This is a genomic window from Thermosulfuriphilus sp., assembly GCF_054026695.1.
Map to the genome: position 1 here is coordinate 56,929 of NZ_JBPMLP010000023.1, position 22,550 is coordinate 79,478.

Annotated in this window: 28 protein-coding genes; 11 read left to right on the top strand and 17 right to left on the bottom strand. The window is 52.0% G+C overall.

Annotated features, from left to right (window positions below; all coding sequences use genetic code 11):
• Positions 1-56: 56 nt before the first annotated feature.
• From ACXJJX_RS03715 to ACXJJX_RS03735, 5 genes are all read left to right on the top strand, one after another.
• A complete protein-coding gene (locus ACXJJX_RS03715) occupies positions 57-554 on the top strand; it encodes a hypothetical protein (RefSeq protein ID WP_456432238.1) in 498 nt (165 codons plus the stop codon).
• Positions 554-1,243, top strand: a complete 690-nt coding sequence (gene ispD / locus ACXJJX_RS03720) for a 2-C-methyl-D-erythritol 4-phosphate cytidylyltransferase (protein WP_456432240.1) — start codon at positions 554-556, stop codon at positions 1,241-1,243. Before ACXJJX_RS03715 ends, ispD begins: the two co-directional genes overlap by 1 nt.
• A gap of 43 nt (positions 1,244-1,286) precedes the next feature.
• Positions 1,287-2,621: an NTP transferase domain-containing protein gene (locus ACXJJX_RS03725; RefSeq protein ID WP_456432242.1), complete on the top strand. Its 1,335-nt coding sequence runs from the start codon at positions 1,287-1,289 to the stop codon at positions 2,619-2,621.
• Positions 2,593-3,201: a DUF4202 family protein gene (locus ACXJJX_RS03730; protein WP_456432244.1), complete on the top strand. Its 609-nt coding sequence runs from the start codon at positions 2,593-2,595 to the stop codon at positions 3,199-3,201. The genes ACXJJX_RS03725 and ACXJJX_RS03730 overlap by 29 nt, the downstream gene beginning before the upstream one ends.
• Positions 3,202-3,281: 80 nt before the next feature.
• On the top strand, positions 3,282-5,381 hold the full coding sequence (locus ACXJJX_RS03735; protein ID WP_456432246.1) for an alpha-amylase/4-alpha-glucanotransferase domain-containing protein: 2,100 nt from the start codon (positions 3,282-3,284) through the stop codon (positions 5,379-5,381).
• Here the strand turns inward: ACXJJX_RS03735 and ACXJJX_RS03740 are convergent.
• The 10 genes from ACXJJX_RS03740 to ACXJJX_RS03785 all read right to left on the bottom strand — a co-directional run bounded on the left by ACXJJX_RS03740 (position 5,369) and on the right by ACXJJX_RS03785 (position 12,279).
• Positions 5,369-6,607, bottom strand: coding sequence for a 3-deoxy-D-manno-octulosonic acid transferase (locus ACXJJX_RS03740; protein WP_456432248.1), 1,239 nt, complete (start codon positions 6,605-6,607; stop codon positions 5,369-5,371). The genes ACXJJX_RS03735 and ACXJJX_RS03740 overlap by 13 nt on opposite strands.
• A complete protein-coding gene (gene rlmB, locus ACXJJX_RS03745) occupies positions 6,607-7,356 on the bottom strand; it encodes a 23S rRNA (guanosine(2251)-2'-O)-methyltransferase RlmB (RefSeq protein WP_456432250.1) in 750 nt (249 codons plus the stop codon). The genes ACXJJX_RS03740 and rlmB overlap by 1 nt, the downstream gene beginning before the upstream one ends.
• 1 nt (position 7,357) lies before the next feature.
• A complete protein-coding gene (gmk, locus tag ACXJJX_RS03750) occupies positions 7,358-7,963 on the bottom strand; it encodes a guanylate kinase (protein WP_456432252.1) in 606 nt (201 codons plus the stop codon).
• A 6-nt stretch (positions 7,964-7,969) separates the two neighbouring features.
• Positions 7,970-8,257: a DUF370 domain-containing protein gene (locus tag ACXJJX_RS03755; RefSeq protein WP_456432254.1), complete on the bottom strand. Its 288-nt coding sequence runs from the start codon at positions 8,255-8,257 to the stop codon at positions 7,970-7,972.
• An 85-nt stretch (positions 8,258-8,342) separates the two neighbouring features.
• Positions 8,343-9,224 carry a YicC/YloC family endoribonuclease gene (locus tag ACXJJX_RS03760; protein WP_456432256.1) on the bottom strand — a complete coding sequence of 294 codons (882 nt, stop codon included), beginning with the start codon at positions 9,222-9,224 and terminating at the stop codon, positions 8,343-8,345.
• The gene (locus ACXJJX_RS03765; protein ID WP_456432258.1) at positions 9,206-9,751 is read right to left on the bottom strand and encodes a DUF4416 family protein; all 546 of its coding nucleotides are present in this window, start codon (positions 9,749-9,751) and stop codon (positions 9,206-9,208) included. The genes ACXJJX_RS03760 and ACXJJX_RS03765 overlap by 19 nt, the downstream gene beginning before the upstream one ends.
• Positions 9,748-10,728, bottom strand: coding sequence for a D-glycero-beta-D-manno-heptose-7-phosphate kinase (rfaE1, locus tag ACXJJX_RS03770; RefSeq protein WP_456432260.1), 981 nt, complete (start codon positions 10,726-10,728; stop codon positions 9,748-9,750). Before rfaE1 ends, ACXJJX_RS03765 begins: the two co-directional genes overlap by 4 nt.
• Positions 10,728-11,387, bottom strand: coding sequence for a fructose-6-phosphate aldolase (fsa, locus tag ACXJJX_RS03775; protein WP_456432395.1), 660 nt, complete (start codon positions 11,385-11,387; stop codon positions 10,728-10,730). The genes rfaE1 and fsa overlap by 1 nt, the downstream gene beginning before the upstream one ends.
• Positions 11,388-11,508: 121 nt before the next feature.
• Positions 11,509-11,874, bottom strand: coding sequence for a type IV pilin protein (locus ACXJJX_RS03780; RefSeq protein ID WP_456432262.1), 366 nt, complete (start codon positions 11,872-11,874; stop codon positions 11,509-11,511).
• Positions 11,875-11,937: 63 nt separating this feature from the next.
• Positions 11,938-12,279: a type IV pilin protein gene (locus ACXJJX_RS03785; RefSeq protein WP_456432264.1), complete on the bottom strand. Its 342-nt coding sequence runs from the start codon at positions 12,277-12,279 to the stop codon at positions 11,938-11,940.
• A 431-nt stretch (positions 12,280-12,710) separates the two neighbouring features.
• Here ACXJJX_RS03785 and ftsE point away from each other — a divergent pair, with 431 nt between their 5' ends.
• The 6 genes from ftsE (at position 12,711) to ACXJJX_RS03815 (ending at position 17,912) form a co-directional block, all read left to right on the top strand.
• Positions 12,711-13,364, top strand: coding sequence for a cell division ATP-binding protein FtsE (gene ftsE, locus ACXJJX_RS03790; RefSeq protein WP_456432397.1), 654 nt, complete (start codon positions 12,711-12,713; stop codon positions 13,362-13,364).
• A complete protein-coding gene (locus tag ACXJJX_RS03795) occupies positions 13,364-14,248 on the top strand; it encodes a cell division protein FtsX (protein ID WP_456432266.1) in 885 nt (294 codons plus the stop codon). Before ftsE ends, ACXJJX_RS03795 begins: the two co-directional genes overlap by 1 nt.
• Positions 14,245-15,351 carry a murein hydrolase activator EnvC family protein gene (locus ACXJJX_RS03800; RefSeq protein WP_456432268.1) on the top strand — a complete coding sequence of 369 codons (1,107 nt, stop codon included), beginning with the start codon at positions 14,245-14,247 and terminating at the stop codon, positions 15,349-15,351. Before ACXJJX_RS03795 ends, ACXJJX_RS03800 begins: the two co-directional genes overlap by 4 nt.
• A gap of 26 nt (positions 15,352-15,377) precedes the next feature.
• Complete coding sequence (locus tag ACXJJX_RS03805) at positions 15,378-16,712, top strand: S41 family peptidase (protein ID WP_456432270.1); 1,335 nt, start codon at positions 15,378-15,380, stop codon at positions 16,710-16,712.
• A 63-nt stretch (positions 16,713-16,775) separates the two neighbouring features.
• A complete protein-coding gene (locus ACXJJX_RS03810; protein ID WP_456432272.1) occupies positions 16,776-17,627 on the top strand; it encodes a divergent polysaccharide deacetylase family protein in 852 nt (283 codons plus the stop codon).
• Positions 17,628-17,633: 6 nt separating this feature from the next.
• Positions 17,634-17,912, top strand: coding sequence for a hypothetical protein (locus ACXJJX_RS03815; RefSeq protein ID WP_456432274.1), 279 nt, complete (start codon positions 17,634-17,636; stop codon positions 17,910-17,912).
• On the opposite strand, the gene ACXJJX_RS03820 is transcribed toward ACXJJX_RS03815, so the two are convergent.
• The 7 genes from ACXJJX_RS03820 to ACXJJX_RS03850 all read right to left on the bottom strand — a co-directional run bounded on the left by ACXJJX_RS03820 (position 17,867) and on the right by ACXJJX_RS03850 (position 22,503).
• Positions 17,867-18,265, bottom strand: coding sequence for a response regulator (locus ACXJJX_RS03820; protein ID WP_456432276.1), 399 nt, complete (start codon positions 18,263-18,265; stop codon positions 17,867-17,869). The two genes, ACXJJX_RS03815 and ACXJJX_RS03820, sit on opposite strands and share 46 nt — an antisense overlap.
• A 152-nt stretch (positions 18,266-18,417) precedes the next feature.
• Positions 18,418-18,885 carry a hypothetical protein gene (locus ACXJJX_RS03825; protein WP_456432278.1) on the bottom strand — a complete coding sequence of 156 codons (468 nt, stop codon included), beginning with the start codon at positions 18,883-18,885 and terminating at the stop codon, positions 18,418-18,420.
• Positions 18,886-18,949: 64 nt separating this feature from the next.
• The gene (locus ACXJJX_RS03830; protein ID WP_456432280.1) at positions 18,950-19,345 is read right to left on the bottom strand and encodes a TraR/DksA family transcriptional regulator; all 396 of its coding nucleotides are present in this window, start codon (positions 19,343-19,345) and stop codon (positions 18,950-18,952) included.
• A gap of 9 nt (positions 19,346-19,354) precedes the next feature.
• A complete protein-coding gene (locus tag ACXJJX_RS03835) occupies positions 19,355-19,876 on the bottom strand; it encodes a BCAM0308 family protein (protein WP_456432282.1) in 522 nt (173 codons plus the stop codon).
• Positions 19,877-19,889: 13 nt separating this feature from the next.
• Complete coding sequence (locus ACXJJX_RS03840) at positions 19,890-20,705, bottom strand: alpha/beta hydrolase (protein WP_456432284.1); 816 nt, start codon at positions 20,703-20,705, stop codon at positions 19,890-19,892.
• On the bottom strand, positions 20,684-21,154 hold the full coding sequence (locus ACXJJX_RS03845; protein WP_456432286.1) for a hypothetical protein: 471 nt from the start codon (positions 21,152-21,154) through the stop codon (positions 20,684-20,686). The genes ACXJJX_RS03840 and ACXJJX_RS03845 overlap by 22 nt, the downstream gene beginning before the upstream one ends.
• A gap of 56 nt (positions 21,155-21,210) precedes the next feature.
• Positions 21,211-22,503: an IMP cyclohydrolase gene (locus tag ACXJJX_RS03850; protein WP_456432288.1), complete on the bottom strand. Its 1,293-nt coding sequence runs from the start codon at positions 22,501-22,503 to the stop codon at positions 21,211-21,213.
• Between the last annotated feature and the right edge of the window lie 47 nt (positions 22,504-22,550).

Here is a 22,550-nt window from a genome sequence, read left to right on the forward strand (position 1 = left end):
CTATCGAGGCTCCAAGACGCCTGTTTCATCTAATCGCCGCTGGGACTCTAGCTTTTTTGAAGCCTAAAGATCTATATCTCCTAGGCACTGTATTTGTCTCTTTAGACCTTCTGCGCTTAAGGTTCTCCCACCTCAATCGGATCGTTCTTGGTCTCTTTCGGCCAGTAATACGTCCTAAAGAAAGGGATCGGCCCTCTGGGGCTAGTTTCTTTCTGCTTTCGGCCAGCTTAGCCCGAAGGCTTTTTGGCACTAGTGCCAAACCAGCCATAATTATCTCTGCTGTGGCCGACCCGGTGGCTGGGATGGCTGGCCGACTTAAGGGAGCCCAGGGCAAATCACTCATCGGCTCCTTGGCAGCCTTTGGAGCCTCCTGGTTGACGGCTAAGGCCCTTAAGGTTTCCAGACCAGCCAGGGTAGCCGCCGTAGCCACCCTGGCCGAAAGGCTTGGCCCTGGGGATGACAACCTTCGCCTTCCCTTTAGCCTGGCCCTGACCATAGCCCTCAACGAGGGCCATTTGACCCCCAGGCGGCAAAATGGCAAAAAGAAGGATTAATGATTGCCGCCATAATCCCGGCAGGAGGCATTGGGAGCCGCCTCGGGGCCCCGATCCCGAAACAGTTCTTAGAGGTTGCAGGCAAGCCCCTCATTCTCTACTGTCTGGAAGTCTTTGAGGCCTGCCCGATGGTAGACACTGTGATCATTGCCGTCGTCAAGGAGTACCTTGACAAGACCGAGGCTTTGATCCAACAGGCGGGCTTGAAGAAGATCTTTGCGGTGGTCCCCGGAGGGGCCAGCCGGCAGGAGTCGGTTCTCTCAGGGCTTAAGACCCTTCCCGAAGGCACCGAGATAGTCCTTGTCCATGACGCCGCCCGTCCTCTGGTCACGGTAGATCTCATCATCAGGGTTTTAAAGAAGGCCCGAGAAACAGGGGCAGCTATCGCTGCCTGCCCGGTCCGGGATACAGTAAAAGAAGTCGAAGACCAGCTGATAAAGAGAACTTTGGATCGCGAGCGCCTTTTCCTGGCCCAGACCCCACAGGCAGCCAGGATTGACCTTCTTAAAGAAGCCTTTTCCTGGGCCCAGACCCGGGGACTGGTGGCCACAGATGAGGCCGGGCTCCTGGAGGCTCTGGGGATCCCGGTGGCTATAGTCTGCTCCTCTTTATCCAACCTCAAGGTCACTACTACCGAAGACCTTCTCATAGCCGAAGCCCTTTTAGAAAAAAGGGGCCTATTTTCTTGACGAAAAAGATATTTCCCTTATCCCTTATCCGGAGGGAAAAAAGATGAAGGCCATTATTCTGGCTGCTGGAAGGGGGATCAGGTTGGCCAGCCTTAAAGAGCCAAAGCCTCTGGTCCCCCTTCTGGGATTACCACTGCTTGAAAGGGTCATCATGGCCGCCGCCCGGGCCGGAGTTGATGAATTCTGTGTGGTGACCGGTTTTCGGGCCCAAGAGATAGAGACCTTTTTGAGGGATCTTTCCCGCCGCCGGCGTCTCAAGATAACCGCTATCTACAACGATCATTGGAAGGAAGAAAATGCTCTCTCCGCCCTCAAGGGGGCATCCTTTGTCGGTGGGGAAAACTTCCTCCTCCTAATGGCCGATCACCTCTTTGATGAGGCCATCATCAGGGATCTTTTAAAGACCCCGCCCCGAGGAGGACAGGTTATTCTGGCTGTTGATCGTCGCCTTGACAACCCGCAGATTGATCCCGAAGAGGCCACCAAAGTCTTAATCTCCACAGAAGGCATAATCCTTGACATCGGCAAGGACATAAGCCCTTACAACGGTTTTGATACCGGTCTTTTTTACTGCTCAGCGGCCCTTTTTGAGGCCATTGAAGAGAGCCTCGCCCGCAATCAAGACGGACGTTTGGCCTCGGCCATGAGGCTTCTGGCCCAAAGGGGAAGACTTCTAGCAAAGGACATTGGTGATCGTTTCTGGATAGATGTAGACGACATTACTGCCTGGCGACGGGCCAAAGAAGCCCTCCTGGATAGCGTCCGCCAGAAGCCAACTGATGGTCCTGTGGCCCGATATCTCAATCGCCCCATTTCTCTTCTGATCACCGAAAGGTTTCTCCTCAATAGAAATATCTCTCCTAATCAGATCAGTCTTTTTTGTTTCTTTCTCTCCTTGCTGGCAGCTGGAATCTTTTGCCTTCCCTTCAAGGCCAGCCTGGCTCTTGGGGGGATCGTAGCCCAGATGGCTTCAATCATCGATGGCTGCGATGGGGAAGTTGCCAGGCTCAAGTATCTGGAGAGTCCTTTTGGAGGTTGGCTGGACAGGGTCTTGGACCGCTATGCCGACGCCTTGATTATTCTAGGCTTCAGCCTCAGCCAGTATCTTCATCGACCGGACAACCTCCTTTTAGGTCTTACCTTTGGGGCCTTTGTTGGCTCCTTCATGGTCAGCTATACGGCCCCCGGCTATGATGAACTCTTAAAACAAAGCCGGATCCCCTCGATCTTAAGGATTGGCCGGGATATCCGGATTTTTTTGATTTTCTGTGGCGCTCTTCTCGGCCAGATAACGGCCACTCTGGCCCTCCTGGCCACGATAATGAACGGTGAGGTTTTAAGGAGGATCTTTGTTTTCTATAAGGTTAAGGATTTCTGAACGCGTCATCGAGTGTATCCAAGAGCGCATCCGGAAGACAGTGGCTACCTCACAGGTACCGGAAGACCCCCTTCATGCAGAAAACACCCTCAAGTGGCTTCTTCATCTTTGCCCAAAGGCCGACGAGGCCTTGAAAATCGCTGCCTTGGGCCATGACATTGAAAGGGCCATGGCTGCTCAAAAGGTAAAAAGAGAGGATTTTCCCAGCTACGAGGCCTTCAAGGAGGCCCACGCAGCCAACAGTGCCCAAATACTAAAAAAGATCATGAAGGCCTGCGGGGCTGAAGAGGCCTTTATCCAGGAGGTCTGCCGGCTGGTAAAAAGGCACGAAAAAGGCGGGGATCCCCGGTCTAATCTTCTCAAAGAGGCCGACAGCCTCTCCTTCTTTGAGGTCAACCTACCCTTTTATGCGACCCGAAACAGCTTGGAAGAAACCAGAAGACGATGCCTCTGGGGGCTTAAGAGACTCTCGTGGCCAAGCCTCAAACTGGTCTCTGGATTCCGATTTGAGGACAGAAAAGTTCAGAAAATCCTCTGCGAGGAGCTAGAAAGGATTAAAGCCAAAATAATAAAACTCTAAACCTTGCCCGCCCTGTCTATACTTTGGTATGAAAATCTTCGGGGTATCTGAAAGACTCAAGCTTAGCTAAGGAGATCTCCATGAAGGCCTTGCCCTTTGTCTTCGGAATCCACAATCACCAGCCCTTAGGCAACTTTGACCACGTCATCGCCAGGTTGACCCAAAGCTGCTACCTTCCGTTTTTAAAGACCGTAAAAGAGGCCCCTCACTTCCGTCTGGCCGTCCATGTAAGCGGTATCCTTCTTTCCTGGTGGGAAAAGAAGGCCCCAGAAGCGATCGATACCCTTGGGGAGCTGGTCTCAGCAGGTCAGGTAGAACTGGTCTGTGGGGGCTTCTTTGAACCGGTGCTAGCGGCCATTAGCCGCGATGATCGCAAGGAACAGATCCTTCGCCACAAGGATTATATCCGCCGTCGTTTTGGACAACTCCCCACTGGGCTCTGGCTGACAGAACGAGTCTGGGAATCCCAGATCATAGAAGACCTTGTCGATCTGGGTATCGAATATGTCGTAGTCGATGATCGACATTTCATCGTCTCCGGCTTTGAGAAGCGCCAGCTCTACGGTTACTATCTTACTGAAAGTGAAGGCAAACAACTGGCTATTTTCCCCATTGATGAGACCTTAAGATACGCTATCCCCTTCTGGCCGGTGAAGAATCTGGAGAATTATCTGCACGATGTCCGCTTCCGGGGAGGCCAGATGTTTATCTATTTTGATGATGGAGAAAAGTTCGGTGCCTGGCCCGGAACAGCCGAATGGGTTTATCGCAGAGGCTGGCTTAAGGATTTCCTCAAGGCTACGGAGAAGTGGGTTTCAGAGGATCTGATTTCTTTTCTTACCTATCAAGAGGCCCTCAAGAGGATCCCCCCTCAGGGTCTCTGCTATCTTCCAACCGCCTCTTATATGGAGATGGAGGAATGGTCACTACCCACTCCCCGGATCTATGAGCTCGAAGAGTTATTAAAGCGCCTCGGTGACGACAAAGAACGTTTTAAAGGTCTGATCAGAGGAGGTCATTGGAAGAATTTTTTTGTCAAGTATCCCGAAGCCAATCATCTCCACAAACGAATGCTTCAGGTCAGCCGGCTAACCAGACAGGCGGGCCAGTGGGAAGAAGGCACTAGGCTCGCCATCCTCGCTGCTCAGTGTAACGATGCTTACTGGCACGGGATATTTGGCGGGCTCTACTTGCCACATTTAAGACAGGCTGTCTGGGCCTCATTGGCCCAGGCCGAAGGTGCCGTCAGGCGGAAAGAGCGGACCTTTAAAATAGAAGTCGAAGATGTCAACCTCGATGGCCGTCCAGAGATATTTATCCATTCTAAAGAGGCCTCTCTGGTCTTCCTGCCTCACTATGGCGGCCAGCTCTGTGAATGGACGATCTTTTCGGCAACCACGAACTATCTCAACACCCTTACCCGAAGGGAAGAGGCCTATCATCAGAGCCTTCGTGAGGAAGTCTCCAGAAGCTCAGCTTCGACCCAGGGAGTCAGCGAAGGGGTCTTTAGCATCCATAATCTTCCCAAAGATCTGGCCCCAGAACTTTTAGGGGCCCTGGCTTACGACTGGTACAGAAGACATAGCTTCGTTGATCACTTTTTTGATCCTTTCAGGGATCTGGAGGCCTTCAAAAGGTGTGATTTTGGCGAATGGGGAGACTTTGCTAATCAGCCTTTTGGCTTCCGGCGGGAAAAAAATCTGCTTATCTTCTCCCGCGAGGGGGGAATCTATCCCCCTGGGCTTCCACGGCGTCCTCTTCGACTCACCAAACATTTTCGCCTTCTCCAGGGAGGCAGGGAGATTGAAGCCCATTACCTACTCGAGAATCTTTCTTCTGAAAGAATAAACTGCCGCTTTGGGGTAGAGTTTAACCTTTTCCCGGCGGCCCTTGCCTATGGGAAGGGGAAAATCTACCTCGAGGGGCAGGAAAGGCCTCTCAGCCAGGCCTGGTCAATCCAGGAAGCCAAAGAGTTTCTCATCGAGGATCAAGCTGTCTCCAGCCGCCTTCGGCTCTCTTTTCCCCGGGCTACAGTCTGGTTTTTCCCGGTAGAGACCATATCTCAGTCAGAATCAGGTTACGAAAAGACCATCCAGGCCTTGGCCGTCATGGCTCACTTGCCTCTTGAGCTTGCCCCAGGGGAGAAAAAGGAGTTTCGCTTCGAGGCTCAGGTCCGCTGAAGGATCTTCAAGATCAACTCCGCTTGCCTTGAGGCCGCCCCGCTGGCCGCCCTAGCGGCCTCAAGGGCGCCCTTCCCAGAAGGGGTCTGGGAAGAATTAGTAATAATCTCCCGGACCAGTTGCGCCAGTTCCTGAGGGCTGGAGATCGCCCGTCCCCCGCCTTTTTCCTCCAAAAGACCTCGGGCATCCTCGAAGTTTTCGGTGTGAGGGCCAAAAAGGACTGGCACCCCCCAAGCCGCAGGCTCAAGGAGATTCTGCCCCCCTTTAGCCACCAAACTTCCCCCCACAAAGGCCACCTGGGCTAGACCATAAAGACAGAAAAGATGACCAATCTCATCGATGATAACTACCGGGGCCTTTCGAGGATGGCCAGAGAAAAGGCTTGAGAGCCTTTGGGCCGAAAGCCCCCAAGCCTCAAAGGCCTGTTTGAGACGCTTCAACCAATCAAGATGTCTGGGGGCCACTATGGTCAAAAGACCAGGAAGGCTAGTCTGAAGGGCTTTGATCACCTGGGCCAGGGCCTCCTCCTCCCCCCGACGGAGACTACCCACCACAAAGACCGCCTCCCTATGGCCAACCCTTAGAAGATCTCGCCAGTGCTGAAGATGACATCGCTCCCTACCCTCAAGAAGCCCCTCATATTTGGCGTTACCACAGATAAAAATCCTTTCACCTGGAGCCCCCAGGGCCTTAAGACGTTCAGCATGTACCTCGGAGATGGCCAAGAAGGCCTCAAAACGTTTGAAGAGCCTCTTCATCAGGGAACGCACCTTCTGGTAGCGAGGAAAAGAAAAAGGCGAGATCCTGGCATTGGCCAGAATGACTCTGGCACCATGCCTTCGGGCCTCAAAGATCATATTGGGCCAGAGTTCGGTCTCTATAGGAACAAAAAGCCGGGGAGATACCCGTCTTAAGGCTACCTTTACCAGCTGGGGGGCATCCAGAGGGTAAGGAGCTACCTTAACCACAGCAGCTAGATTCTCCCGGGCCCGCTTAAGACCAGCAGGAGTGGTACTAGTTAGCAAAATTCTGAGTGAGGGTGATGCCTTTTTAAGGGCTCTCACCAGGGCCTCGGCTACGGCCACCTCCCCCACAGAGACAGCCTGCAGCCAAAGATCAAAGGGGCCCAGAGGGAGGGCCTTTATGTCTTTGAAGCGCTTAGGGATCAGGGGTGCCACCGGAGGATAAAAGATCTTCGTTATGGTTCGATAAAAGGTGAGCAACATCAGCTCCTCTTATCCAGACGTTGACGAACAACCTCAAAGAGAAAAAGGGCCCCAGCCACAGAGGCGTTTAGGGAACTAATTCGGCCCCGCAAGGGGATTCTGGCCATAATATCACAGGATTCGGCCACCAGCCGCCTAAGCCCTCGCCCCTCACTACCGATAACAATGGCCACTGGAGTCCGGAAATCCACCTCATACAAAAGCTGTTTAGCCTGAGGAGCGGCTCCAACGATCCAAAGGCCTTCTTCCTTAAGCCAGTTAATGGTTCTGACCAGATTAGTCACCCTGGAGATAAGAACATGTTCTGTGGCCCCGGCCGAGGCTTTCTCCACCGTTCCCGTAACCCGAGCCGCTCTGTGTTTAGGAATGATCACCCCGTGGACTCCGGCGGCCTCTGCTGAACGGATAAGGGCCCCTAGATTGTGGGGATCAGTGATCTGATCAAGGAGGAGGACAAAAGGAGCCTCCGAGGCCCTCTGCCAAGCGGCACGAATCTCCTCTAGGCAAGCATAGCGGAAGGCCTCAACATAGGCCATCACCCCCTGATGAACTATCTTGCCAACGGCTAGATCTTTAACCCGAGGAAGATCCTCTCTGATGACCACCGGGATTCCCAGCTTTTTAGCCCTTAAGAAGATGAGCTGATGGCGACGGAGATGTTTACGAGAGATGATAATCTGTTCGATTTGATCTGGACGGGCAGAAAGGGCTTCAAGGACAGGATGATGCCCCCAGATGATCTCGGCCATCTTAGACCAGCCACTTGGCAAGCAATTTAGGAAGGCGGAAAGGGCGGAGTCTTTCGGCAGACACTATGGCCCTTAAGGCAGAAAGGGCCTGATCAAAGCGATCGTTGACTACTAAATAATCGAACTCTCCAGCAGACCGAAGCTCTTCCCGGGCTCCATCGAGGCGCTTTCTGACAGTGTCTTCGTCCTCGGTGCCCCGAGAACGGAGACGTCTTTCAAGCTCCTGCCAAGACGGCGGCAGAATAAAGACCAAGACCGCCTCTCGGCCCATCTTTTCCCTAACCTGGCGGGCTCCCTGGACGTCTATATCCAGGACCACATCCTGGCCTGAATCAAGAAATTCGTTAATTTTATCAAGACTTGTCCCGTAGAGGTTCCCGTGAACTTCAGCCCATTCAAGAAAAGCCCCGGCAGCAATTAAGGATTCAAACTCCTGTGTGGAGACAAAATAATAATCTTTCCCATCTACCTCCCCCGGCCGGGGAGGACGGGTAGTGTGAGAGACGGAGAAGATCAGATCCCTTTCTGCCCGGAGGAGTTGCCGAATAAGGGTCGTCTTTCCTGCCCCTGAAGGAGCCGAAATCACCAGCAAACAGCCGCGACGCATGGAAATCTACTTGTTTTTTTCCTCCTCAGCGGCCATCATCTTGAAGATGTCAGAGGAAAGACGCTGAGCAATTGTCTCTGCCTGAATGGCCGAAAGAATGACATGATTACTATCGGTGATAATTATAGATCGGGTCCGACGCCCCTGAGTGGCATCGATCAAACGCTTATTCTCCTTGGCCTCCTCCCGAAGACGCTTCATCGGTGCTGAGGAAGGATTCACTATAGCGACAATCCTCTCTGCAACCACTGAATTGCCAAAACCGATGTTTAAAAGGCGACATTTACACTCCACGACCCTTTACCTCCGCTTAGCTTTTATTTTCGTGCTTAAACAGGCAATTTAATCTGTTTTCTTTTCTTCGTAAAGTTTTTTTTAATTATTCCACGTTTTGGATCTGTTCACGAAGGCGTTCAAGCTCTCCCTTTATCTCCACTGCCAAGTGATTTATCTGGGCATCCTGGGCCTTGTTAGAGAGGGTGTTAACCTCACGAAACATCTCCTGAACAAGAAAATCCAGCCTTCGTCCTACAGGATTTAAACTTTCAAGATAGTGATAAAATTGCCCAATATGGCTATGTAAACGGACCATTTCTTCATGTATGTCCATTTTATCGGCCATAATAGCCATTTCTTGAGCCAAGCGGGTCGAATCATATTCGATATTAGCCAAGGCCCTGGTCAGTCGTTCCTCGAGCCGCTTTTTGGCCCCCTCAAAGGCCTGGGGCCAAAGGTGGCCAATTTGGGCCAGTAGGCCTTCTATCTCCTGGAGTCTTCCTTTAAGATCCTTGTAGAGGGCCTCCCCCTCTCGGACCCTCATGGATATCAGATCCTCTAGGGCCTCTTCAAAGACTGGATAGAGCTCCCGCCAGAGGGCCTCTAGATCGGCCTCTTCCTCGGTAGGAACAATTATATCCCGGAAAGAAGCCACCTGGGCCAAGGTAACCTCTCCCTCAAGCCCCAATTCGGCCTTAAGAGTCTTGAGAATGGTCAGCAGAGAACGAGCCAAATCCCAGTTGCAAGAAAGGACCTGGACCTCCCGAGGCAAACCGCTTATCTGAATGGAAAGCTCCAGACGGCCCCGACTGACCCGAGCCGCCAGCTCTCGGCGGAGGCGATCCTCAAGGGGACTGTAGCGTTTGGGCAACCGGATAACAATGTCCAGAAAACGGTGATTGAGGCTTTTAAGTTCTACTGTTAGCCGCCACCCCTCAAAGGATCGACTGGCCCGCGCAAAGCCCGTCATACTTTTAAGGGCCATAACCTCTCCTTCTTAAGCTCTGCCAAATAGATCCCACGGACTTGATTAAAAAAAGGGACCCCATCTCGGGCATAATCAGGGTAGGTCCAGGGCAGAGGCCGGTAGGATCCCCTTTGGTAGATAAGGGTCAGATCAGCATAAACCCCTCGCCCGAGGTAAATTCGGTGAGAGTAGTTTTTAAAGGTGGCCAAGACCAGTCTTTCTGGCAGAAGATAGCCCGGATCAATATTGACCCGCCGCCGCCCCTTCAGGGCCAGAGCCTTTTCTAACTCGTAGGAGCGGTGTTTGACCAGGGGAAGATCTTCCTGGGCCAGAAAGCCAGCAAAGGCACCAAAGATCCTTATAAGCTTGGGGCCAAATTCCATCTCGTAGTAATCTGTCAGATTAAAAGGATACCAAGGGCTCCTCAGGCTCAACGGCCCTAAAAAACCCTCCAATTGCTCTAAGGCCTCTTCAACAAGGTCACGGGAAGGCCCCAAAATACTGGCAATGGGTTTGGCTGGCAAGGGCGATTGAGGATGGCTCAAATGTCCCTCCCCTGAAGTTCTTCCCGAAGTTCTTCTCGGCCGATGGCCGAGGTGCCTACCTTGCCCACCACCACCCCGGCAGCATAGTTGGCCAGTACTGCAGCCCCCCTCAAGGAAAGCCCTCCAACCAGACCAGCCGCCAGGGTAGCAACTACGGTATCACCAGCCCCGGTAACATCATAGACCTCTCTGGCCACAGCCGGGATGAAAAAAGGCTCTTCCCGGAATTCAAATAAGGCCATACCTTCCGAGCCCAAGGTAATAAGGATCGAAGAGATGTTAAGTCCTTGGCTTAACCTCTCGGCTACCTGATGAATATCTTCTGGAGAGGCTATCTTGTGGCCGGCTAAGGCCTCGGCCTCCGCCCGATTGGGGGTAATCAGCCAAGCCCCCCGGTAGAGATCAGCGTTATCCACCTTGGGGTCCACAATGAGGGGGATATCCCTTTGGCGACACAATCTCTTAAGCCCCTCCATAAGAGGGGCGGTGATGACCCCCTTGGCATAATCAGAAACAATTACCACCTTTATGCTCGGAAGAGCCTCGTTTAAGGCCTCCAATATCTCCTGAGTTGCCGTTAAAGGAGCTGGAGTCCTTTGCTCCCTGTCAAAACGGACGACATGTTGCCCTTGGGCAATAACCCTAGTCTTAAGGGTGGTCGGCCGGTCAACAGTAATTAACCCGGATCCAGAGAGCCCCAGAGAGAGCCACTGGTCTTTTAGCCACCGTCCGGATTCATCCCGGCCGAGAAGTCCACAAAGAAGAGGTCTCAGCCCTAAGCGGTAGAGATTAAAGGCCACATTGGCGGCCCCCCCCAGACGGAGACTCTCCTTTTGGACCTCAACCACAGGCACTGGAGCCTCGGGGGAAATACGGGAGACTTCTCCCCAGATGAACCGATCCACCATCAGGTCGCCGATTACAGCCACCACTTGGCCCCTAAGGTTATCCAGGGCTCTAAAAAGATTCTCGTTCATCAGATGGTAATCCCTGCCGCCTCAGCATCTTTAAGAAATCGGGAAAGCCCTGCATCTGTTAAGGGATGGCGATACATCTGTTTGATGACCTTATAGGGAATGGTGGCAATATCTACTCCTAGCTCGGCGCAGCGGCGGACGTGATCCACGTGGCGAATACTGGCAGCAATGATCTCCGTAGTAAAGTCATAGGCCTCATAGATGGAAATAATCTCCTCAAGGGTCATTAAACCATCATAGGCGATATCATCTATCCGTCCCAGAAAAGGAGAGACATAGGTGGCCCCAACCTTGGCTGCCAGAAGGGCCTGAAGGGGTGAAAAGACCAAGGTGACATTAGTCTTCACCTCAAGCCCTTCATCGTTCATCTGGGCCACCGCCCTTAACCCCTCCTCAGTACAGGGAATCTTGACCACTACGTTTTCGGCGATCCGAGAGAGTTCTTTGGCCTCTCTGATCATTTCTTCGGTATCCGTAGCCACCACCTCTACAGAGACGGGCTTCGCAGGGACTTCGGCTACTATCTCAGCAATGGCCTCCTTCCAGGGCTTGCCCGTCTTGGCTACTAAAGTAGGGTTAGTTGTCACCCCATCAAGGATCCCCAAGCGACGAATCTCCCGGATTTCATTGATGTCTGCCGTGTCTATAAAGATCTTCATCATAACCTCCCCAGTTATATTATGGCCTAGCCCAAGAACTAGACCCCAATTCAGACACGGCCTTTTGTTTATAGGCTTCTTTGAGTTTAGGCAAGGGATTTTGATCTAAAAGGAAAGGCGCTTAGGTGTTAGGCTGACAGTCTACCTGGCCCCCAGAATTGATGGTGCAAGAGAGAGAAATTCCGCTAATTGTTGGATTACAAGTAGTGGCCTGGATGGTCTGAGTGGAAAGATCAATGGCAAGATCACAGGAGGCCCCATCAGGAAGGCTGCAGGTCTGACTACTCTGACCAGAGTCAGTATAGGCCGCCAGTAGTTCTCGAACGCAGGCACTTAAAGAGGCTGTAGCCGTCCCTGCAGCCGACCTTGATTTATATTTCATCAGTTGCGGAACAGCTACCATAGAAATGATACCGACAATAGCAATAACAATTAAAAGTTCGATCAAGGTAAAGCCTCGTCGATCCTCTTTCCCAGGGCCTGGCATTGCCACTCTCCTAACCTTTAGGCAATAAAAATAAGGGGGGCTTGGCCCCCCCTCAAAAGCTTTTTAGCTAGCTGTACACGTAACTTGGTTGTTGGAGATGCTGCAGGTAAGGCTGATGCCCTTGATGGTCGGAGCACAACCAGAGGTAGAAATATCGCCGGTGTTTGAATCCAGAGACAAGCTGCAGCTCTGATTATCAGGAAGGTTACAAGTCCAACTGGTGGTGCCCTGATCGGCATAGGCCGCAGCCAGCTCACTCATGCAGGTAGTCAAGGCCCCGGCCGCTGCAGAGGCAGCAGCATTCTTTTTATACTTGGTGAACTGAGGCACGGCCACCGCAGCCAAAATACCAATAATAGCCACAACGATCAAAAGCTCAATCAGTGTAAAACCTTTGCTGTTCATCTTAAGACCTCCTTATTGTTGGAATTTTTAAAATCTTTGACTTTGTTCCCTGCCCTTCACCAGGCAGGTATCATTTCATCATTAATAAAATTCATCGCGGACTACGTTTTTGCCTATAGCCTTCTCTCACCTCCCATCTGTTTTTCTCTCTTCTTTTGCTCGTCATTTTGTAGCTCCCCCTTAAACTCTTCGTCTTTGTTCGTTCCCCTCTAAAAGCAACCCCAATGCCAAAACAAAAAGTTTCTAAAGAATACCAACAATGGCTACTTGTGGAGATTTTCTTTCACCTTTAGGGAGGCAAAGGGACCGGGCACTGTCAAAAAGTGTCAGGACACAAACAAAAAGGGTCATTGGAAGGAGAGGATCAGAGGATTCTTTGCCTGTTAGGAAAATCTGCTATAATTTGTTTCCTTATGGCCCTTAACTCTCCGATTGTTCGCCTCGATCGGGTAAGCAAGTTTTATCCGCCGGATATTATGGCCCTCAGGGAGGTCTCTTTTGAGGTAGAAAGAGGAGAGTTTCTATTTATTACGGGGCCAAGTGGTGCTGGTAAAAGCACTCTACTTAATCTTATTCTCCGGAGAGAATGCCCGACAGAAGGGGAGATCTATGTAGAAGGGATTCCTATATCTTCTCTTCGTCGGGGCCAACTTCCGGGTTTGAGGCGACGAATAGGGGTAGTATTTCAAGATTTTAAGCTCCTTGCCGATAGAACCGTTCTGGAAAATGTCGCTCTGGCCTTGGAGGCCCAAGGGATTTCTCTCCGGCAAGGTCGGGCTCGCGTATTGGCCACCCTGGAGGCAGTGGGTCTTAAGGGCAAGGAGAACAAGTATCCCTTGCAACTTTCTGGCGGAGAGAGGCAACGGGTAGCAATCGCCAGAGCAGTGGTCAACAGACCTGCTCTTTTGCTAGCCGATGAGCCAACCGGCAACCTTGACCCTCGTCTGGCCGAAGAGATAATGGATCTCTTTGAGGAGTTAAATTCTCGGGGAACAACCGTGATCCTAGCCACCCACAATCAGAGCCTCTTTATTGAACGACACCGGCGCGTCTTGGTGCTTGACTCCGGGAGGCTTATCAACTGATGGGCCTTAGGTTGATAGTAGGCAAGGCCTTGTTCTCCTTCAAGAGACGTCCCTGGAGCCACCTGGCGGCCACAACGATTATTTTTCTCCAGCTGAGTATCTTCGCCATGGGGCTTTTCTTTTATCACAATCTCCGTCAGGCCACGGAGATCCTGGGCCAGGAGCTCTCATTAACTGTCTTCCTAAAAGATCGGAGCACGGAGGAAGATGCCCAAAGGCTGGCCGAAGAAATTCTCTCCTGGCCTGAAGTTGCCTCAGTAAGATACGTCTCCCCGGAAGAGGCCCTAGAGAGGATCAGAGAAGCCTTCTCCCAGAACTCGGAGATCCTCTCTGGATTGGCTCCGGATTTTTTGCCCCCATCGTTGGAGATCTACTTCTGGCAGCCCTTTGGTCTCAAAGAAAAGCTTCCCACCTTGGCCCGAACCCTCTCCGGATATCCCCAGGTAGAAGAAGTCCGGTATGCGGGAGATTGGCTGGCCAGACTTCAGGGCTTCAGCGAGCTCCTGCGCCGGCTTTTGGCCTTGGTGGCGGCTGTTCTTGTCTTTACGGTGGCCTTTGTGGTGAGCAATATCATCCGGATAAACGTTTATTCTCGAAGAGAAGAATTAGAGATTCTGCGTCTGGTTGGAGCTAGCCCTACCATCCTTAAAGGCCCTTTCCTGATAGAGGCCCTCATTCAGGCCGTTCTGGCCTCGGGGCTGGCTGTAGCTGCCCTTTATTTACTTTTTATCTGGCTTAAAAAGGAGCTTCCAGCAACGATTTTTGGACATCCCTTCACCCTTCATTATCTACCTTGGCCCTGGTTAGCCAGCCTGATGGGAGGCATGGTGCTAGTTTGTCTCCTGGCCAGTTTCATTCCCCTAAGACGACTCCTTAAAGAATGAAGGTTCTAGGTCTGGCATCCTTACTGTTTTTGGTCCTGATCAATCCATCCTGGGCTCAAGAAGCCCTTGATCTCCAAGTCCAAATCGATAATCGCCAGAAGGCCTTAGAGGAGATTACTCAAAAAGAACGCCATCTCCGGAAGGAACTCTATCGTCTCTCTCAGGCCATAGAGACCAAGTGGACAGAGATCCAAAGCCTAAAAAGGAAGATTAAAGAACGGGAACGGAAGATAGATGAAACTGAAGACCGCCTCAGGGGCCTAGAAGAAGAACTCCAAAGCCTTCAGAAGCGACTCAAAATCCGTCTGGAGGCCTTCTACCGTCTGGGGCCGGTGGGTTTTCTCAACCTTCTTTTCAGTAGCGATGACGTCGGGCTACTCCTTTCCCGAGAACGTCTTTTTGAGATGATTCTTACCGCAGACCGCAGACTGGCTAACCGCTACTGGCACCAGATCGAGGCTCTCCAGACAACCAAAAACAAACTACTGCGGGAAAAAGCAGAACTCGAAGGGCTCTCCCGACGTCTAAGCCAAGAGTTAACCCACCTTGAGTCGTTGAGGGAGGCCAAGATGACTCTTCTTGAGGCCATCCAGGAGAAAAAGGAACTCTACGAGGAGGTTCTTCAGGAAATCAAGGCCGCCCAAAAAGATCTTTCCCAAATCATGGCCCAGATAAAGGGGCTGGAAGCTGAACCAAATCAACCCAACAAGCCGATAAGGAAAGAAGATTTCCCGGCCTATCCCCTCTGGCCTCCGGTAAGCCATTGTGTCCCCAAAAGAGAAAGCTCTCGCGGGCCGGGGGTCTTCTTTCAGGCCATGATAGGAAATCCTATCTATGCCCCAGCCGGTGGCCAAGTGATTTATCTAGGGGTAAAGAAGGCCATCGGCCAAGTAATAATCATCGAACATTCCAAAGGCCTAAGAAGCCTTATTTCTGGAGGGGGAACCTATTACAAAAAGGTGGGCGATCTGGTAAAAAAAGGAGAACTTATCGGCAGGGTGGGGGCTGGGGGGCTAGGGCAAGAAGGGGTTTACTATGAATTAAGGCTGGGAGATATTCCCCTTTCGCCCCTGGAATGGTTAGATAAGACTCGCTTCAGATAGTCTCTAGAATTTGAAAGGTGAGGAAGATGAAGGGAAGAAGGCTTGGTCGATCGACATTCGTTTTGGCCTGTATGGCCACCATCCTCATTCTGGCCTTAGGATTTAACCGCTCCTTAAGGGCCTCGGCCTCCACCGAGGAAATGTATGAAAAGCTTCGCCTCTTCTCTGAGGTTTTGGACATTGTCCAGCAGAGCTATGTCGAAGAGGTAAAACCCAAAGATCTTATCTATGGGGCTATAAGAGGGATGCTTGGAAGTCTTGATCCTCACTCCTCGTTCATGACTCCAGACGACTACAAAGAGCTCCAAATAGAGACCAAGGGAAGCTTCACCGGAATCGGCATCGAAATTACCATTAAAGATGGCATCCTTACTGTTGTCTCTCCTATAGAAGGAACTCCGGCCTATCGGGCTGGGATTAAAGCCGGGGACCGGATCATCAAAATTAACGGCAAATCTACAAAGAACATGAGCCTTTTTGAGGCTGTAAAGCTTCTGCGGGGCCCCAAGGGGACGAAAGTGACCATCTCCATCCTTCGGGAGGGTTGGAGTGAGCTCAAAGACATCACCATTGTCCGAGATGTTATCCCCATCATCAGTGTCCGCTCCCGGACCTTGGAGCCTGGTTATGGATACATTCGCATAAGCACCTTCCAGGAGAAGACGGCCCGGGAATTGCGTCAGGCCTTAGACAAGCTGGAAAAAGAAAACAAGCCCCTCAAGGGGCTCATCCTTGACCTGCGGAACAATCCAGGTGGTCTCCTCGATCAAGCCGTCAAGGTGGCCGACGAGTTCCTAGACAAAGGGCTCATTGTCTATACAAATGGCCGAGTAAAAAATCAGAGCATGAAGTTTGAGGCCACCCCCAACCAGCACCCACATCCTTATCCCTTGGTGGTTCTAGTCAACGAGGGCAGTGCCAGTGCCTCAGAGATCGTCGCCGGGGCCCTTCAAGATCACCGCCGGGCCATCATTGTTGGCACCCAGACCTTTGGCAAGGGATCGGTTCAGACCATTATCCCCCTTGAAGATGGTAGTGCTATCCGTCTGACCACTGCTCGCTATTATACTCCTAGCGGCCGCTCTATCCAGGCCAAGGGTATCACCCCAGATATCACTGTGCCCTGGGTAGTTTGTGAGCCCCCAAAGAAGAAGTTCCATCTGGTTCGCGAAAAGGATCTCGAAAGACACATTCCCTCAGAGACGGAAAAGAAGAAACTTCCATCCAAACCAGAAAAAGCTCCTCCTCCCTCATCAAAAGAACTCAAGCGAGACAATCAATTGGAAGAGGCCTTACGTATCCTTAAAAGCTGGCAAATCTTCTCCCAGATGAAGATAGAAGGACTCACCACCAAGAAATAAGGCATGGCCCGGAAGAGAAAATCAGGCCGGAGGTCCCGGCCTAGGTCAGGACCCTGGAGAGAGGTGGCCTGGGCCGGGGGGCTTCTCTTCTTGGTAATCACCATCCTTGCTCTTCTGGCCGTCTTTCCCCGACCAAGGTCCCCGAAGAGCCCTCCGCCGGAGGCCCCTTCCCCAAAAACCTACCGGGCAAGGCCTCTCTTTGAGGAGCCTCCACCACCAGAGAAACCTCTAAAGATGAAGTCTCGCCGCCCTTTGGCCAAACTTCCCAAGGTATGTATCGTTATCGACGACATGGGCTACAACAATGGGATCGACCAAGCTTTTATCGACCTTCCCTATCCGCTGACCTTTTCCTTTCTGCCCTATGGGCCTCATAGCCGGCAACTAGCCCATCTGGCCCGAAGCAGAGGTAAAGAAATCCTTCTGCACCTGCCTATGGAATCAAACTCCGGGCTTTCTCCCGGACCAGGAGCCCTTTATGTCCACATGGACCGCGACGAGATTATCCGCATTCTCAACGAGGATCTTCAGAGGGTACCGGGGGTAATCGGGGTCAACAATCACATGGGGTCCCGCTTTACAGCCGATAGAGAGCGCATGCGTCTCCTCCTGTTGGAGCTAAAACGCCGGGGGCTTATCTTCCTGGATAGCCGGACCACGGCCCAGACCGTAGCCTATGAAGTCGCCAGAGAGCTTAAGATCCCTTCTGCAGAAAGACGGGTCTTTCTCGATCATACCATAAATCCAAAGGCTATTCGAAAGGAACTAAAACGATTGATCCAGCTTGCCCGACAGGAGGGAAAGGCCGTAGGGATTGGCCATCCCCATCAAGAAACCCTAGAGGTCCTCAAGAAGGAACTTCCCCGACTTAAAGGAAAGATCCGCTTGGTACCCATAAGTGCCGTGGTAAACTAAAGGGCAATGAAAAAAGTCTTAAGTTTCTTCGAAAACTTCTTCAAATCCCGGGCCCATGAGGCCCGAAAGGCCAAAAAGGCCACCGGGGCCGGTCTTTGGGAATACGAAAAAAAACGAGGGATTGTTCCCCGCTGTTCAGTCTGTGGACGGGAACTCAAATCGGCTGAGGAGGCCTATTTTAGACGCCAAGGTTGTTGTGAACTGACCCTTGTTTGCGAAGAGCACGCCCACACGGACTCTCAGGCCGGAAGGCAAAAGCCCAACTCCTTCTCCTCCGAGGGATGACCTCCCTCTACCCCCAGACAAAAGGTCAAATCACCCATAGAGAACGGTTTGAACAAAGTCCCGGCCACAAGGGAATCCCTGGCTGCCTGGGCCAGGAAGGGATGATAGCGGTTGCCGGTAATAATAAAGATCCGGGCCCTCTTATCTAACACCTTGATGGCCCGAATGGCCTCAGGTCCGGAAAGCCGAGGCATCTCTAGATCCATAAAGACAACGTCAGGTCGACAAAGGCGATAAAGTTCTATGGCCTCCAGACCATCAACGGCCAAGATGACCTCATGGCCGGAAAGAGAAATAATTTCTCCCAATAAGGCCCTTACGGCCGGATCATCATCGACAATCATGATTTTCATTGGGATTTCTCCTTCCCCCAGAGAGGAGTTGCCGTTTTCTACAAATTGCTAAGGACTTTGTCAAGTCCCAAAAACTAGATCTAGTTAGCCAGAGACTCTAAGCCCCCAAGATATAGACAGAAAATACTATTAAAGACCAAAATGTATCTAATCTAAAAAAAGGAGCCACGAGCGAGGTGGGCCCGAAGGGATTCCAGGAGATCTCGCCTTATGGCTTGCATTCGGGAGATATCCCCCAGAAGGCGACGATACTCTTTGGCTGGAAGCTTTTCCATCTTTTTGATTAGGGGTTCACAAAAATACCAGGTACATCGATAAGGACGCCTCCAGCGGGGCAAATGGCAACCGTAGGGCCCCATAAATTGGCAGGAGGCCAGAAGGCTGCGACGATGATCGTAGACCGGGAGTTTGGCCCCGCCGGCCAGAATGACGACCATATCAGCAAAATCATAGAAGGCATTGGTTTGGGAACAACAAATATCGACACACTGGGGACAGACAAGGCGGGTATAGCCCTCAATAACCGGATCAAGCTGGGAGATGATCTCCTTTAGGGCCCGGGAGATAGCCCTTACCCCAGGGCAGGATTCGACGATCAACTCCGCCAAGCGCCAAGCCACTTCCCAATCCTCCGGGCAATGAGGATCAGGGCGGGGGAGACCAAAGGCATCTTGGGGAAGAAGATTAGATTTCCTGAAGCTTTTCCCAACGTTCTTTGCAATCACGACAGCGGGCAACCCAGGGAAGGATCTCCAGCCTGGCCGGGCGTATCCAGCGACCGCAGTCTATACACCGACCATATTCGCCACGCTCCATGCGGATAAGGGCCTGCTCAATCTCCTCTAGCTCCCGAACCTTAGGTTCAAGGATGACCAAAAGGGTCTCTTCCTGGATATCGGCCAGGGCCAGATCCTGCTCATCCTTGACTGTCTGGATAAGATCCTGATAGGCCTCTCCGCCTTCCCTTTCTAAAGCCTCTATGACCTCACGCCAAAGTTCTTTCTTCCGCTCCAGTAGCCTTTCCTTAAGATCCTCCAGCTCCTCAGCGGTCAGAGGTCGCCGTTTGTTCTTGTCTGACATAGTCCCCCCTTAGGCCTCTCGATTCCAGTAGACCCGAACGAACTTATCCTGATGGGCCCAGCGAAATTCAAGATCACCTTTGTAGGCTTTATAGACTGCCCGCCCCAGACGCTGGGCCAAACGCTCACTTGTCGTCTCAATGATGATTTTGCCATCCTCCTCGGTGACACTGATGATCTGCATAAGAGGATTTTTCTCTCGGGCCCTTTTGTATTCGTTCATGATGACCTTCATGATCTCTTCCTTATGTTTTTCAAAGAATCCACCCGCGAGGGTTACATAGCCCATAGCGTATCGATCTAAGGATTTACGACAGCCAGGGCAAAGGATTTGGGGGACCAGATCACTTTCCTTAAACTCATTATAAAAATCTTCGTCAAAAAACCAGCGTTTATCACGAAAGACGGCATGACACCGGGGGCAAAGGGCCTCGCCAGCCGGTGCCTTTTTGGGCAAATAGGGATCTTCGACCGTCTCAAACTTATGGGGGATATCTCCCCGCCATTTCCGCCCTTGTTTACGACCGCCCATCTGACCACCTCCTTCAATGCAGGATCCGAGAGCGGCGTTTTTTGGGCCGCAACCAGTGGAGGAAATCACTGATCATCTGGAAAAAGGCCTCCTCCCCCATCAAGGCAAGGTCCACAGTCTCGGCAGGAATAATCATCAGCCTTTTGTTTCCAACCTGGGCATACATTAAGAATTTTTCCACCTCAGACAAGGGCACTCGACGGTCATGTTGGGCGTGGATAACCAGAATTGGACGCAAGAGGCGGGAGACATAGTCTTCGATGATTCCTTCCGGAAGCTGTTCCATACTGACCGGCTCAATCCCCCGGGAGACAAGAAAGTTTCGACAACTGACAAAGGGCGAGGCCAGGATCACAGCCGCCACCTCCTGACCATAATGGCATCCTAGCTCAAGAGCGGCCACGGTTCCCAGGCCCTTTCCCATGATGACTATCGGCCTCGGCCGGCCAGCCTCTGGAAGATAATCCCGACAGAAAGCCAAGCTCCGATGGGCATCTTCCAGGAGGCCAGAAAAAGAGGGGGCTCCTGGGCTTTCTCCATAACCGCGAAAGTCAAAAACAAAGAAATTAAGCTCAGCCTGTTGAGCCGCCTGCCCCACAAGGGCATAGTCTTGCAGGTTTTCCCCATCGTCATGGAGGCATAAGATAGTGGGCATCTCTGGAGAGCCCGGATAGAAATGGGCCTTAAGCTTCCCTGCCGCCCCTGGAATCAGGACTTCTTTGGCCCCGGGCGGGGCTGGAGTTTGGCCCCTTTTGGGGTGGAAAATATATCTGCTCATTCCGGATTGATCAAAAAATGTCAACTTTTTCAGATGGGCCGGTCTTTCCACTCCTCTTCGTCCTCCTCTTCCTCCGGACGCGATAGATCCCAAAGACGCCGGGCAATAAATTCTTCGATCTCCCGAACCAGAAACCTGGACGCAAACTCTGGATGGGCCAGATAGATTAAGCTGTGACCCTTAAACCGCTCCACGAGTCCCGAAAAGATCTCTTTCCGTAGTCTCTCGTCGACAAAGGTCCGTTCCTTATAGTAGCGGAAAAAGGCCCAAGGTCCCCGGCTCTCAAGAAAATCCTGATAGGTAGCCTCATCCGGAAAGTTTTCTCGAGTAACCGGAATCTTTATCTGGGCTAACATACCTACCAGCCATCGGTCTCCGGCCTGACGCCGAGAATAATCCCAGATCTCTACTACCAGACCATTCTCTAGGCGGATTTCCTCCACCAGTTTACCTGGCCAGGGAGACTCTTCCCTCTCTGTAGGTGGTTTCCACTGGGGCATAAAGAGCTCCTTAATTTGGTTGCTGGGCCAGAGGGCTCCAGCCCAGCAGAAGTTCCTTAGTGTTTGAAGGCCCGCTGGCCAGTAAACATCATGGTCACCGGAGGATCGGCCTCGTTACAGGCCTCAATGCTCTCCCAGTCTCGCAGGGAGCCCCCGGGCTGGACAATAGCCGTAATCCCTTGAGCAATAGCCACATCGACCGCATCCCTAAAGGGGAAGAAGGCATCAGAGACCATCACTGACCCGGGAAGCCCGGCCCGGGCGGCTTTGGTCTCGGAGTCGATTTCTTCCTTCTGAGAAACCGGACGATCCCCTCTTTTGATCTCCAGCTCTAACTGTTTATAGGGAATACCGTAACGATCATAGCATAGGAGATCAGCATACTTAGTGTAGGCCTTAAAAATGGCAATCTCGGTCACTCCTACCCGATCCTGCTCTCCGGTACCGATAGCCACGGTAGCCCCTTCTTTGACAAAGAGGACAGAATTGCTAGTCACCCCCATCTCTACGGCCCAACCAAAGATCATATCCTCAAGCTCTCGCTCGTCAGGCTCCCGACGGCAACGATATTCCCGACCTTCGTGGATTGCCACCGCTGGTTTAAGATCCTCTGGGCCACGAATCCTGTTTACCTGAGACTGCTGGATGATCAGACCACCATCGATAAGACTCTTGAAATCCACAAAACGGCGCTGCCAGTATCTTTCCAATTCATCTATTCGGCGGATGCGGATGATCCGCAGGTTTTTGCGTCTTTTGAGAATATCCAGGACTCCTTCTTCGTAATCCGGGGCTGCCAAAACCTCAAAGTACTGCTGGCTGATGGCCTCCGCACAGGCCTTATCCACTGGACGGTTAAGGGCAATGGCCCCGCCAAAGGCGGCAATTCGGTCGGCTCGAAAGGCCCGGACAAAGGCCTCCTCGATGCTCCCCCCATAGGCTACCCCGCAGGGATTGTTGTGTTTGACGATGACACAGGCCGGCTTTTTGCCCAAGAATTTCAGGATATTGAGAGAGTTATCCACATCCGTGAGATTTATCTTCCCTGGATGTTTGCCAAACTGAAGCATATCCTCTTCGGTGATGGCCGAGACCAGACCTTCTCCAGGGCCAATGAACTCGCAGCCCCCAAGGATCAGGTTGCCCCCTACCAGCTCGTAAAGGGCGGCCTCTTGATCCGGATTCTCACCATAACGGAGACCTCTCTCGACAATCTCCCCGGTCTTTTCATCCTGGATTTTCCAGGTCCTCTTGCGATAGGTAAGGGTAGTTTCCCCGAAGGTGATCTTGATCTCCTCCGGAAAGTGATCTCCGACAATGGTCCGATACATCTTTTTGAGATCTTCCATGGGATCCCTCCTCAATGCGACCTTTATCTGTGGCAGACTTTATACCT

Bases quoted from the DNA above. Each gene is read 5' to 3' on its own strand.
- ispD (WP_456432240.1), top strand. From the start codon at position 554: ATGATTGCCGCCATAATCCCGGCAGGAGGCATTGGGAGCCGCCTCGGG.
- ACXJJX_RS03725 (WP_456432242.1), top strand. From the start codon at position 1,287: ATGAAGGCCATTATTCTGGCTGCTGGAAGGGGGATCAGGTTGGCCAGC.
- ACXJJX_RS03735 (WP_456432246.1), top strand. From the start codon at position 3,282: ATGAAGGCCTTGCCCTTTGTCTTCGGAATCCACAATCACCAGCCCTTA.
- ACXJJX_RS03740 (WP_456432248.1), bottom strand. From the start codon at position 6,607: ATGTTGCTCACCTTTTATCGAACCATAACGAAGATCTTTTATCCTCCG.
- rlmB (WP_456432250.1), bottom strand. From the start codon at position 7,356: ATGGCCGAGATCATCTGGGGGCATCATCCTGTCCTTGAAGCCCTTTCT.
- gmk (WP_456432252.1), bottom strand. From the start codon at position 7,963: ATGCGTCGCGGCTGTTTGCTGGTGATTTCGGCTCCTTCAGGGGCAGGA.
- ACXJJX_RS03760 (WP_456432256.1), bottom strand. From the start codon at position 9,224: ATGGCCCTTAAAAGTATGACGGGCTTTGCGCGGGCCAGTCGATCCTTT.
- rfaE1 (WP_456432260.1), bottom strand. From the start codon at position 10,728: ATGAACGAGAATCTTTTTAGAGCCCTGGATAACCTTAGGGGCCAAGTG.
- fsa (WP_456432395.1), bottom strand. From the start codon at position 11,387: ATGAAGATCTTTATAGACACGGCAGACATCAATGAAATCCGGGAGATT.
- ACXJJX_RS03780 (WP_456432262.1), bottom strand. From the start codon at position 11,874: ATGCCAGGCCCTGGGAAAGAGGATCGACGAGGCTTTACCTTGATCGAA.
- ACXJJX_RS03785 (WP_456432264.1), bottom strand. From the start codon at position 12,279: ATGAACAGCAAAGGTTTTACACTGATTGAGCTTTTGATCGTTGTGGCT.
- ACXJJX_RS03795 (WP_456432266.1), top strand. From the start codon at position 13,364: ATGGGCCTTAGGTTGATAGTAGGCAAGGCCTTGTTCTCCTTCAAGAGA.
- ACXJJX_RS03800 (WP_456432268.1), top strand. From the start codon at position 14,245: ATGAAGGTTCTAGGTCTGGCATCCTTACTGTTTTTGGTCCTGATCAAT.
- ACXJJX_RS03805 (WP_456432270.1), top strand. From the start codon at position 15,378: ATGAAGGGAAGAAGGCTTGGTCGATCGACATTCGTTTTGGCCTGTATG.
- ACXJJX_RS03815 (WP_456432274.1), top strand. From the start codon at position 17,634: ATGAAAAAAGTCTTAAGTTTCTTCGAAAACTTCTTCAAATCCCGGGCC.
- ACXJJX_RS03820 (WP_456432276.1), bottom strand. From the start codon at position 18,265: ATGAAAATCATGATTGTCGATGATGATCCGGCCGTAAGGGCCTTATTG.
- ACXJJX_RS03830 (WP_456432280.1), bottom strand. From the start codon at position 19,345: ATGTCAGACAAGAACAAACGGCGACCTCTGACCGCTGAGGAGCTGGAG.
- ACXJJX_RS03835 (WP_456432282.1), bottom strand. From the start codon at position 19,876: ATGGGCGGTCGTAAACAAGGGCGGAAATGGCGGGGAGATATCCCCCAT.
- ACXJJX_RS03845 (WP_456432286.1), bottom strand. From the start codon at position 21,154: ATGCCCCAGTGGAAACCACCTACAGAGAGGGAAGAGTCTCCCTGGCCA.
- ACXJJX_RS03850 (WP_456432288.1), bottom strand. From the start codon at position 22,503: ATGGAAGATCTCAAAAAGATGTATCGGACCATTGTCGGAGATCACTTT.